Consider the following 11,823-nt stretch of genomic DNA (forward strand, 5'->3'; position numbering starts at 1 on the left):
AGTAAGGAGCCGCAATGGCGAAACCGCATCCTGCTGCGCCGGACTGGCTGCTGTTGCCGCCAGATGAACAGCAACTGGAAACAGGCTGGGTCGGGTATCGTCATGTCAGCGGCGCCTTGCATTGGCACCATGCTGCCTCTGAAGAAGACCGATTAAGCGCCGCGATTGTGTTTCCAACCCCCGCGGATGATGACAGCGGGATAACCCATGCACTCGAACACATGGTGCTTCGCGGTTCCGCCCGCTACCCCGAGCCGGATACTTTCCTGACCCTTCGTGCAGAACTGGCCTTGCTCGAATTTAACGCCACCACCCAGAAAGAAAGCACCCGATTTCACCTGACCGGATATGACCCACACTCCGTGCTGCGGGGTATCGGGTTCATGGCGGACTCTGTGTTGGCACCGCAGTTAGCGGATGATGATTTTGACGATGAAATCGTGCGGGAGAGTGGCGATAACTTTGAAGGAGCACTGTATCGGGAGCTTGGCGAATACATGCGCCATGAGCGCTTCCAACAATCTACAGAACAGGCGGCAATGAGTGAGCCCCGAGCGCCGCTTTATGGTGGTATGCCAGAAACCGTGCCGCTGTTGGGCATCAATGATCTTCGCCGCTATCACAACCATTACTATCGGCCGGAATCTATGGTGATCCTCACCTCTGGCAGCTGGCCCATGGTGGCGCTTTGGCGACAAATCTCTAAATCCCTCAGCAACGTTGGAAAGCCACTGCCGACGGAAGTCCCAAAGCTGTCGCTTCAGGCTCACGTGGCGTCAGAGAATCATGCTTTCGTTGAAACCTTTTCCTATTCGCCCCATTGGGCGGCGGCGCTTTACCCAACGCTCTGCTCGCTGAGAAACCAGCAAATAATGAAAGCACACGGTGCAGCGCTTTTGCCGCTCATCACCGATTTTCAGCCGGTGCCAGCGTTACGTTTCAGGTTGGATGACAATGCCGATCTCGAAGCGTTACATCTCCACGTTGATGAGGTGGCAAAGCGCATGCCTTCACGGCGTGTTAACTGGCAATCCGGCTATTTCTCCCTGCAACAGGGGCGGGACATGGTGCGTCGCTGGGGCGATGGACTGCAGCGTCTCTACCATGATTTTTCGGTGACGCCATTTGCACCGCCTTTCCTCAAAGGCGATGTCAGTGAACCGCTGCTCGAAGAGGCGCAGCTTTCCATGGCCAATGCCGAGTGGCTTTCCCCCTGCAAACCGTTAACGCGGATGGCGATCCTCTGTCGCTGTAACGCTCGCGATGAGGACACCAAAGCATCGCTGGAACGCTGGCTTATCCTTTGCCAACAGCGCACTTTGCGTTGGGCCTGGATGCAGGGCCAGCCTGTATTGGGCAGTATGGGGGAATGGCATTGTGCCAATGCACTGGTGCTCGGATATACAGTGGACCTGCCCCTTGAGCAGGTTAATACGCTTCGTCATTTCTGGCATAACCACTTAAGCGCGGATGAAATCAATGTGCTGGACGGCGAATGGCAGCACACCCAAAATGGCATTGAATTTTACGTCACGCAAAGCACACCGGTCTTTCGTGCTGGTAGCATCATGGCGAGTCACAAAGACGAAGAGGGCGCCATGCACGTGACGCTTTCGTTTCCTCACACCGTGGAAGCGGGAGACATTGCGACCTTTGGTCAGGCAGTGATGGCAAGTGAGATGGTGAAAAAACGCCGTCTCGGCGGGCGTTGCTACAGCTTTGGGGTCTCGATTGATCTCATGACTTACGAGCTTGCGTTCGATACGGTGGCAGACAGCGATCCCAGTGTCAGTTTTGTCGCTTTGCTCAATGCAATGGAAGGGCTGACAAAGCCCATGGAAAATAGTGAGCTGGAAAAGCGCTGTCAGGGTGGATTGGGACTGGTATCAGCCCGTTACCGGAAATCCCATGCCCGCTTCCATACAGCGCTACTGGGCACGGTTGGACAGCCAAGCGCTGTGGATTTCACGGTCGTCACACCCATCAGTCTGGCGCAGATTGCTTCTGATGTACTCACTGCACTCAAGCATCCGACGGTGCACTAACCCCCGTTTGTCAGCGCTTCAGGTAGCGGTCGAAATCAATATTGGTGACACCCACCACCGCCTGAATACGGTTATGTACCCCCAGCTTTTTCAATATTGCGGATACGTGCGACTTCACCGTGGTTTCGGAAATATTCAAATCGTAAGCAATCTGCTTATTCGCTGCGCCTTGTGCCATGGACTTCAACACCAGTAATTGGCGGCGTGTCAGGGTATGGAGCATTTCTGGGGAGAATTGCGGTTCTTCCTTACGTCGATGCGAGTTCTCACTTTCGCCTTCTGCGCGGATGATATCGGCGGGCAGATAAACATGACCATCCAGAATTTGTTCGAACGCTTCACGCATTTTTTCGCGGGGAGCGCTTTTGGCGATAAAACCGACTGCGCCATAGGCGATGGTTTGCAGAATGATTTGCTTATTGGTTTCTGCAGAGATAATGGCAACAGGAATCGTGGGGTGTTGGTTTCGAAGCTCAAGCAACCCTTTAAGCCCTGCCATGCCGGGCATGTTCAGATCGAGAAGGATGAGGTCAAGATCCGGGTTTTCCTCAGCCACATCCAGTGTACGTTCAATGTCTTCAGACTGCAGGATTTCACACTCTTCGAAACGTCCGCGTATCACCGCAATTAAGGCATCGCGAAACAGCGGGTGGTCGTCTGCAACGAGAAATTTGTACATGATTCAATCCTTTTTAATACTGCAAACACCGTCGTCCCAACGGGTGTCACATCAAAATGGCTGGTCTTCAAGCCAATAAAAAACCGCTCTATCCCAAAGGTTTTGCATGCTATTCAGTGTAGTGACCCTGATTCCATTTGTGTTGGTCGAGGTGTCACAATCTTGAAACTTTTGACATGCAAAGTTTGCAATTTTGTAAATATCCTTCCTAAGTATGACGTTACTCCGACCTGCGAGCGATTAAACTTAAGTCATATGCCCAGCGATCAATAGGCATGCTAAGTTGTCTTAAAAGTGAGCAGGAGAGCCCATGGCAGCACTTCAACCTTCCGCACAACACCGTGCGATATTCAGCGCGGCGACATATCAGCTTGACGCCACCAAAGCGGCGCGTGAGCTGGCGATGCAGCTTGATGATGAAGATATCGGCTTTGTGCTTTTCTTCTGCTCTGCCGCGTATGATTTGGATGCACTTGGTCGCGAGATGAATCAAGCCTTCTCAAATTGCGAAGTGATGGGCTGTACCACTGCGGGCGAATTGATGCCGTCTGGCTATGCCAAGAGCAGTATCAGTGCGCTGGGCTTTTCGCAGCGTGACTTCAAGGTCAGTGGGCAGCGGGTTTCACTCGACGGGTTTGACCTGCAATCTGCGCAGCTTTGCGTTAGTGATTTGATGGATGCCTGCCAGCAAGATCTCAAAGCGCCGATCAATACCAATACTTTCGTCTTAACCCTGATTGATGGTCTCTCACCGAACGAAGAGCGTTTTCTGGTGACCTTGGATACCGCCCTTGGCCGGTTGCCGCATTTCGGCGGTTCAGCTGGGGATGACATCAATCTCGCCAATACCCATGTCTACAGCGACGGGGCGTTTCACAGCGAATCTGCGATAGTGGTGATGTTCAACACCCACTGTCCGTTTGAAGTCTTTACCACCCACCATATTGAAAGTCTGGATAGCAAACTGGTCGTGACCGACGCGGACTGTACTGCCCGCCGGGTGCATGAATTCAATGCTGAGCCTGCTGCCGAAGTCTATGCCCGTGAAGCGGGAATCTCGCTGGAAGATTTGCGTCCTGAAATCTATGCCCTTCATCCGCTAGCTGTACTGATCGGCGACCAGTATTACGTCCGCTCTATCCAGAAAGTGAACGAGGATTTGAGTCTCGATTTCTACTGTGCAGTCGACGATGGGATTGTGGTGACAGCCATGCGTCCCGGCGATTTGTTTGCCGATATGGAGGCCAAACTCTCTGCGATTCAGTCCCGTATTGGCGAGCCGGAACTTACACTGGCCTGTGACTGCTTCCTGCGCCGTCTGGAGATTGAACAGAAGATGATGCGCGACAAAGCCAAGATGATGTTCCGCCGATTCAGTTTCGTTGGCTTTAACACCTATGGTGAGCAGCTCAATGGTATTCACATGAACCAGACACTCACAGGGGTGATGATTGGCAAACCGCCTGCTCATCCGCCGGAAATGCCGGTGACGGTCGACCTTAAGGCGGGGTAGTCAGTGGCTGAAAAGGATTTGTCGCTCGAACAGCAACTCGCCGCGCTAAAGGAAGAAAACGCGCGCCAGAAGAAAATGATTGATGCGCTGGTTAAAAGGGTTGAGCAAGGTGGTAGCGGTCAGGTCGATGCCTGGGGCGCGTTTCAGCATTCTGTGGTGCTCGCCGATCAGGTGCGCGAGAAAACCGAAGAGCTCAATCATGCACTTCACTCGATTGAATCCACCAACCGCCAGCTGACGCAGGCGAACCAACATGCTGAGCAAGCACATCAGCGTTTTATCGATGCCATTGAATCTATCTCAGATGGCTTTGCCCTTTATGACCCCAACCGCGAGTTGGTGTATTCAAACAGCCGCTTCCAACGTTATTGGCAGGATAATGCTATTTCGCTCAATACACCGTCTTTAACGCCAGAGAAAATCCAGCAACTCGCTAAAGACCGTGGTTTGATTGTGCGTGAGGTCTCGGGCAACCGGAATGGCCATACCCTGAAATTGCAAAACGGCCGCTGGCTGCAAATCAAAGAGCGGGAAACCAGTGATGGCGGCGTGGTGATGCTCTATTCGGACATTACCCAGCTGAAACTGGCAGAAACTGCCCGTTTTGAAGCGGCCATGGCGGAGAAAAGCCGCATTCTACAGAACATGGTGGATAACCTTTCTCAAGGTGTCTTGATGGTCAGCAAGTCCGGCGAAGTGCAGGTGTTTAACCAGCGTTTTCTCGACATGAGTGGCTTTGAACAGTCCCGCTTGATTGGCGCGTTAATTGAACCGCTGGCAGAGGAGTCGCCGCTGACCCTGTGGCGGATTGGCCGCGGGGGTATTCGTCCACCTGAAGGCATTCGTGTCCAGACCCTGAATGATGGCCGCGTCATAGAAGTGCGCAGCCATGCGATGGACGATCAGGGCTACGTCAACACCTACACTGACATCACCCAACGCTATTTGGATGCCAAAGAGCTGCGTGAAACCGAGCAATGGCTGCGCTTGATCACCGATAACGTACCCGCACTGATTGCCTATGTGGGCGATGATCTTCACTACCAGTTCACCAACCGCGCTTACGACGATTGGTATGGCTTTCCGCGGGGGCAGCTCATTGGCAAGCACATATCCGTCTCACGCCGCTCTTCGACCTTTGAGGCGCTGCGGCCTTATGTAGAGCGTGCGCTGGATGGCGAATCTGTGGTGTTTGAAATTGAGGAGTATAACGCCTCCGGTGAAGCGCGTTACGTGGTGAAAAGCTATGTGCCCAATCAGGCCTCCAACGGCAAAATCACCGGACTGTTTGTGCTCAACTGGGACATTACCGAACGCAAGCAAAATGCCGAAGAGCTAGAGCAAGCTTACCAGACCATGGAACACAGAGTTCAGGAGCGGACGGCACAGCTGCAAACCCTGAACGACCAGCTTCAGGATGAAGTGGAAGAGCGCCGCGTGATTCAGGAACGCTTGCTGGAAACCAAGAAAGAAGCCGAGCGGGCGAACCTCTCCAAAACAAAATTCCTTGCTGCCATCAGCCATGATTTGCTGCAACCCTTGAATGCGGCGCAACTCTATCTCGGTTCTCTACTCAGTCACCGTATGTCGCCATCCGCGAGAAAACTGGTGAGTTCACTGGCGCACTCGCTGGAAGATGTGGAATCCCTCATCACCACGCTGGTGGATATCTCCAAGCTGGATGCCGGGGTGGTGCGGGCTGATAAGCAATCTTTCCCGGTGAGCGATCTGCTCGATAACATCGCAGATGATTTCAGCCATGCGGCGGAAGGTACCAGTGTGGAAGTGCGCTATGTGCATAGTTCAGCCTATGTTTACACCGACTCTCAATTACTGGCGCGGATTGTCCGCAACCTCATGACCAATGCCATTCGTTATACACCGAGTGGGAAGATTCTGCTGGGTGGCCGCCGGTGCAAAGAGGGTCTTCGCATCGAAGTGCTTGACACAGGCGTCGGTATTCCAGAAGACAAGAAGAATGAGATTTTTCAGGAATTCAAACGCTTAACCGCTAAGCAGGATGAAAGCCATACCCAGCTTGGTCTGGGGCTGGCGATTGTCGACAAGATTGCCAGCGTGCTTGGGCATACGGTAACGGTCGATTCTGTACCGGGTGAAGGCTCTCGTTTTTCTGTGCTGGTGCCTTATGGCAGACCGGAGACACAAAGTATCCGTAACGTCGAATCCTTGGTTTCAGATAACAGTGTGGTACTGCAGGGCGCAAGGGTTTGGGTGATTGATAACGACCCGAATATCTGCCGTGCGATGGAAGAATTACTGCAACGTTGGGGTTGTGAAGTGACCTGCGCGGGTTCCCTTGAAGAGCTGCAAATCAGCTGCGACACAGTGCAGAGCCCTGTGGAGCTGTTGATTGCTGATTACCACCTCGATAATGACATGACTGGATTAGCGCTGGCGAAATCCATCAACCAGCAACGTATGCAGAAAGTACCGACGGTGATTGTGACTGCGAACCGCAGCGAAGAGCTTCAACATCAGGCGCGAGATTGCGGTTATTTGGTGATGCACAAACCTGTTTCGCCAATGCGTCTGAAAATGACCATGGTGCACCTCCTCACAGGCGATCAGGCAGATCCCATTCCTGCGAGAGTGGGAGCGTCTCACAATCGATAGATCCCGCTGTGGCACATCGTACGGCGCGGGTCTATGCTTTTCCTAACGAAACGTGTGGTTATTGTTACGTTTGTTTCGACGTAACGCATTGATTTGGCAAAGCAGCAGGAAAGTGCGATGACAAAATCAGAACTTCGTAATCTCTATTCCCAGCAAATGTTAGTCGAAGCCGTGGTAGAGCCATCTCTGTCCAGTGACGGTTGGATTGTCGAATTCCGTCATGCCCGAGGCGGACTGGTTCCCCTTACGGATGGTAACGGCATTGAACAGTGTTTCGGCGATGTGGACATGGCCACAGAAAACGCGCTGGACATTGGCTTTCACCAAGTGAGAATCGTTGACGCCTAAGCGCAAGGCCTTCCCTTCCTGCAAAAATCTTTTGCTTAAATTCTTTCCGGAATCACCCGGCTGTGCGCTGGGTGTGTAGCTTGCTGTGATTCTGTAATGATCTCAGTTATTCAGCTTTCAGGCATCATTCCTTATACCTGTGTGATCTAACGCAAGGTTATAAAACATGCATTTCTATTCTTTCTAGTTATTACGGCGAATAGCTAATCTATGCTCACGCAATAATAAAGGAATGTCGTGACATGTTACTCAAGGAACTTTCTGCGCTGGCGAGTCCGCTTAATGACCAGCAGATCGGCCAACTGCAGCAGGCCGTGGCAGAGTTGTCGCCACAACAGCTGGCTTGGATCAGCGGTTATTTCTGGGGTTTGAGCCAAACTCCGGCGGCAGCGGGTGCTAACCCTCAACCTCTTGCCCAAGCGGTTGCCACTGCGGCGAAACCTGCGGGTAAGCTGACTATCATTTATGCCTCTCAAACCGGCAACGCAAAAGGCGTGGCGGAAGCTTTGGAAGCAAAAGCCAAGGCGGATGGCGTAGAGGTTTCTCTGTATTCAGCAGACGATTACAAACCGCGTGATCTGGCAAAAGAAACGCACCTTATCATCGTGGCGTCGACCAACGGTGAAGGCGAGCCGCCAGATAATGCGATTTCTCTGCACGAATTCCTGCAATCAAAGAAAGCGCCGAAACTCGACAAACTGCAATACGCGGTGTTGGGCTTGGGTGATTCAAGCTACGAATTCTTCTGCCAGACCGGTAAAGACTTCGACACTTACCTGTCTAAGCTGGGCGCGAAAGCTATCGCACCGCGTGTTGACTGCGACGTGGATTACGAAGCAGAAGCAGAAAGCTGGAGCGGTGACGTTCTGGCGAAAGTGAAAGAAACCATCGGCGGTGGTGCAGATGAAGTGGTTGTGCCGCTGCATGCAGCGACGACTGCGGGCGCGGCTTCTGCCTATAACAAGCAAAACCCTTATGCGGCAGAGTTGGTAGCAAACCAGAAAATCACTGGCCGTGATTCAGGCAAAGACGTTCGTCATATCGAAATCGATCTGGGCGATTCGGGTCTGACTTACCAGCCGGGTGACGCGCTGGGTGTTTACTACACCAACAGCCCTGAACTTGCGGACGAAATCCTCGCGAAAGTGGGTTTAACTGGTGATGAAACGGTTGAAGTGGCGGGTGAATCCCTTCCACTGCGCCAGGCGCTGATCGAGAAGTTCGAAATCACTGCAGCGAACCCACAGCAAGTGGCTGCGATTGCAGAACTTTCTGGCAGCAGAAAACTGCAAAAACTGGTAGAAGACAAAGACAAGCTGCGTCAATACGCCAACAACACGCAAGTGGTTGACGTGCTGGGCGAGAAGAAAACCAAGCTGACCGCTGAGCAACTGGCTGGTCTGCTTCGTAAGCTGACGCCTCGCTTATACTCGATTGCTTCAAGCCAGGAAGAAGTGGGCGAAGAAGTGCACCTGACAGTGGGTCTGGTGGAATTCCAAAACGGTGATAACACCCGTTTCGGTGGTGCGTCAGGCTTCCTGTCGCAGCGTGCTGAAGACGCAGAATCTGTGAAAGTGTTCATCGAGCACAACAACAATTTCAAACTGCCAGCAGACGACAACGCACCTGTCATTATGGTCGGCCCAGGTACTGGTATTGCACCATTCCGTGCTTTCATGCAAGAGCGTGATGCTCGCGGTGCAGAAGGTAAGAACTGGTTGTTCTTTGGCGACCGTACCTTCACACAAGACTTCCTGTATCAAGTTGAGTGGCAGAAATTCCTGAAAGACGGTTTGCTGAGTAAAATCGACCTCGCCTTTAGCCGTGATCAAGCTGAGAAAGTGTATGTTCAGCATAAGATTGTCGAGCAAGGCAAAGAAGTATGGCAATGGCTGCAAGACGGCGCTTACCTCTACATCTGTGGTGACGCGACTTACATGGCCAAAGACGTTCATGAAGCATTGATTACGGTTGCCCAGGAGCAGGGCGGTAAGAGCCGAGAAGACGCAGAAAACTATTTGAACGAACTGCGTAAGGCGAAGCGCTATCAAAAGGATGTGTATTAATGAGTGACAAGCAAGTCGTGTTGGGCCAAGAGCTAGGTCCATTGTCAGATAACGAACGTCTGAAGCGCGAAAGTGATTTTCTTCGCGGCACCATCGAACAGGATCTGTCTGATCCCGTGACAGGTGGTTTTACCGCAGACAACTTCCAGCTGATTCGATTCCACGGCATGTATCAGCAGGACGACCGCGATATCCGCGCAGAGCGTCAAAAGCAGAAGCTGGAGCCGCTGCACAATGTGATGCTGCGTGCCCGTATGCCGGGCGGTATTATCACGCCAAAACAGTGGCTGGCGATTGATGAGTTCGCGACTGAACACACCATGTACGGCAGTATTCGTCTGACTACGCGCCAGACGTTCCAGTTCCACGGTGTGTTGAAGCCAAACATCAAGCTGATGCACCAAACGCTGAACAAAATCGGTATCGATTCCATAGCAACTGCGGGTGATGTGAACCGTAACGTGCTGTGTACTACGAACCCTGTGGAATCTGAGCTGCATCAGGAAGCCTATGAGTGGGCAGCCAAGATCAGTGAACACCTGCTGCCGAAAACCCGCGCTTACGCGGAAATTTGGCTGGACGGTGAGAAGGTAGAAGGGCATCAGGACGAAGAGCCGATCCTGGGTTCCAACTACCTGCCACGTAAATTTAAAACCACTGTCGTCATCCCACCGCAAAATGATGTGGATGTGCATGCAAACGACCTGAACTTCGTGGCGATTGCAGACAACGGCAAGCTGGTTGGTTTTAACGTACTGGTCGGTGGTGGCCTTGCGATGACCCACGGTGACACCAGCACTTACCCGCGTAAAGCCGACGATCTGGGCTTTATCCCGCTGGATAAAACACTGGATGTCGCAGCAGCGGTTGTGACCACTCAGCGTGACTGGGGTAACCGTTCTAACCGTAAGAACGCGAAGACCAAATACACACTGGATCGCGTTGGCACTGACGTGTTCAAAGCGGAAGTGGAAAAGCGCGCAGACGTGAAGTTCGAAGCAAGCCGTCCGTACGAGTTCACTGACCGTGGCGATCGTCTGGGTTGGGTTGAAGGCATCGACGGTAAGCACCACTTAGCGCTGTTTATCGAAAACGGCCGCTTACTGGACTACCCGGGCAAGCCGCTGAAAACCGGTGTGGCTGAGATTGCGAAAATCCACAAAGGCGATTTCCGCATGACCGCGAACCAGAACCTGATCATTGCGGGTGTATCGAAGTCTAACAAAGCGAAAATCGAGAAGATTGCGCGTGAGCATGGGCTGATGGATGACGGCGTAAGCGAGCAGCGTAAGAACTCTATGGCGTGTGTGGCTTTCCCAACCTGTCCGTTGGCGATGGCTGAAGCAGAGCGCTTCCTGCCGGGCTTCGTGACCGAGATTGAAGGCGTGCTGGAGAAGCACGGCGTAGGTGATGACCACATCATCTTCCGTGTCACTGGCTGTCCAAACGGTTGTGGCCGCGCAATGCTGGCTGAGATTGGTCTGGTGGGTAAAGCGCCAGGTCGATACAACCTGCACCTGGGTGGTAACCGTGAAGGTACCCGCGTGCCTAAAATGTATAAAGAGAACATTACCGACGCTCAGATCCTTGAAGAGATCGATGCACTGGTTGGCCGCTGGGCAACCGAGCGTAACGACGGCGAAGGCTTCGGTGATTTTGTTATCCGAGCTGGCATTATTGCGGAAGTGAAAGTCTCTAAGAGGGATTTCTATGCCTAAATTTCAACTGTCCGATCTGCTTGGCCGTACCAAGGCTGAGCAAATCTTAGAACTGGCGCCAATCAATGCTGAGCTTGAAAGCATGTCAGCGCAGGAGCGGGTTCGCTGGGCGTTGGAAAACCTGCAGGGCGAGTTCGCCCTGTCATCAAGCTTTGGTATTCAGGCGGCAGTGATGTTGCACCTGGTGAAGAAGGAAAAGCCGGATACCCCGGTGATTCTGACAGACACAGGCTACCTGTTTCCGGAAACCTATCAGTTTATTGATGAACTGACAGAGCGCCTGAAACTCGACCTTCGCGTCTACCGCGCAGAGCAGAGCTCAGCATGGCAGGAAGCGCAGTACGGTAAGCTTTGGGAGCAAGGTGTCGAGGGCATTGAGCGCTACAACCGCCTCAACAAGGTGGAGCCAATGCGCCGCGCGCTGGATGAGCTGAACGTTGGCACCTGGTTCTCAGGTCTTCGCCGCGATCAATCTGGCTCACGTAAAACACTGCCTATTCTGGGTATCCAGAACGGTGTGTTTAAGTTCCTGCCAGTCATCGACTGGACGAACAAAGACGTGCATTACTATCTGAAAGATAACGATCTGCCGTACCACCCACTCTGGGACCAAGGCTACGTGTCGGTCGGTGATGTGCACACTACCCGCAAGCTGGAAGATGGCATGTCAGAAGAAGAAACCCGCTTCTTTGGCCTGAAACGCGAATGTGGCTTACATGAAGATGATGTAAGCGATGGCGCGGGCATCTAATGCTCAAAGGTCAGCAGGCCCTAATAAAAAAATAAAAAGCGACGCATCTGCGTTAATGCATGTGAATTA

8 protein-coding genes are annotated in these 11,823 nt (G+C 52.7%); 7 read left to right on the top strand and 1 reads right to left on the bottom strand.

The genetic code is table 11. The features are described from left to right. The first annotated feature begins 14 nt into the window (after window positions 1-14). Window positions 15-2,045 (top strand): insulinase family protein, encoded by a 2,031-nt coding sequence (locus RN22_RS15655; RefSeq protein ID WP_046305647.1) that lies wholly within the window; start codon window positions 15-17, stop codon window positions 2,043-2,045. A 10-nt stretch (window positions 2,046-2,055) separates the two neighbouring features. Here RN22_RS15655 and RN22_RS15660 read toward each other — a convergent pair whose 3' ends face one another. After that, window positions 2,056-2,724 (bottom strand): response regulator transcription factor, encoded by a 669-nt coding sequence (locus RN22_RS15660; protein WP_046305648.1) that lies wholly within the window; start codon window positions 2,722-2,724, stop codon window positions 2,056-2,058. A 310-nt stretch (window positions 2,725-3,034) separates the two neighbouring features. Here RN22_RS15660 and nosP point away from each other — a divergent pair, with 310 nt between their 5' ends. The 6 genes from nosP (at window position 3,035) to RN22_RS15690 (ending at window position 11,754) form a co-directional block, all read left to right on the top strand. Further along, a complete protein-coding gene (gene nosP / locus RN22_RS15665; protein ID WP_046305649.1) occupies window positions 3,035-4,237 on the top strand; it encodes a nitric oxide-sensing protein NosP in 1,203 nt (400 codons plus the stop codon). A 3-nt stretch (window positions 4,238-4,240) separates the two neighbouring features. Further along, window positions 4,241-6,871, top strand: coding sequence for a NahK/ErcS family hybrid sensor histidine kinase/response regulator (locus RN22_RS15670; RefSeq protein WP_046305650.1), 2,631 nt, complete (start codon window positions 4,241-4,243; stop codon window positions 6,869-6,871). 117 nt (window positions 6,872-6,988) lie between these two features. Then, window positions 6,989-7,219 (top strand): hypothetical protein, encoded by a 231-nt coding sequence (locus tag RN22_RS15675; RefSeq protein ID WP_002539472.1) that lies wholly within the window; start codon window positions 6,989-6,991, stop codon window positions 7,217-7,219. A gap of 242 nt (window positions 7,220-7,461) precedes the next feature. After that, entirely contained in the window at window positions 7,462-9,285 is a 1,824-nt protein-coding gene (locus RN22_RS15680; protein ID WP_046305651.1) for an assimilatory sulfite reductase (NADPH) flavoprotein subunit, read from the top strand. Beyond that, window positions 9,285-11,003 (top strand): assimilatory sulfite reductase (NADPH) hemoprotein subunit, encoded by a 1,719-nt coding sequence (gene cysI / locus RN22_RS15685; protein ID WP_046305652.1) that lies wholly within the window; start codon window positions 9,285-9,287, stop codon window positions 11,001-11,003. The genes RN22_RS15680 and cysI overlap by 1 nt, the downstream gene beginning before the upstream one ends. Next, window positions 10,996-11,754, top strand: coding sequence for a phosphoadenylyl-sulfate reductase (locus RN22_RS15690; RefSeq protein ID WP_046305653.1), 759 nt, complete (start codon window positions 10,996-10,998; stop codon window positions 11,752-11,754). The genes cysI and RN22_RS15690 overlap by 8 nt, the downstream gene beginning before the upstream one ends. Window positions 11,755-11,823: the final 69 nt, after the last annotated feature.

This window comes from Grimontia sp. AD028 (assembly GCF_000973155.1).
Taxonomy (GTDB): Bacteria; Pseudomonadota; Gammaproteobacteria; order Enterobacterales; family Vibrionaceae; genus Enterovibrio; species Enterovibrio indicus.

Excerpts from the sequence above, each read along its gene's own strand:
- RN22_RS15680 (WP_046305651.1), top strand. The coding sequence starts at position 7,462 with ATGTTACTCAAGGAACTTTCTGCGCTGGCGAGTCCGCTTAATGACCAG.
- nosP (WP_046305649.1), top strand. The coding sequence starts at position 3,035 with ATGGCAGCACTTCAACCTTCCGCACAACACCGTGCGATATTCAGCGCG.
- RN22_RS15675 (WP_002539472.1), top strand. The coding sequence starts at position 6,989 with ATGACAAAATCAGAACTTCGTAATCTCTATTCCCAGCAAATGTTAGTC.
- RN22_RS15690 (WP_046305653.1), top strand. The coding sequence starts at position 10,996 with ATGCCTAAATTTCAACTGTCCGATCTGCTTGGCCGTACCAAGGCTGAG.
- RN22_RS15655 (WP_046305647.1), top strand. The coding sequence starts at position 15 with ATGGCGAAACCGCATCCTGCTGCGCCGGACTGGCTGCTGTTGCCGCCA.
- cysI (WP_046305652.1), top strand. The coding sequence starts at position 9,285 with ATGAGTGACAAGCAAGTCGTGTTGGGCCAAGAGCTAGGTCCATTGTCA.
- RN22_RS15660 (WP_046305648.1), bottom strand. The coding sequence starts at position 2,724 with ATGTACAAATTTCTCGTTGCAGACGACCACCCGCTGTTTCGCGATGCC.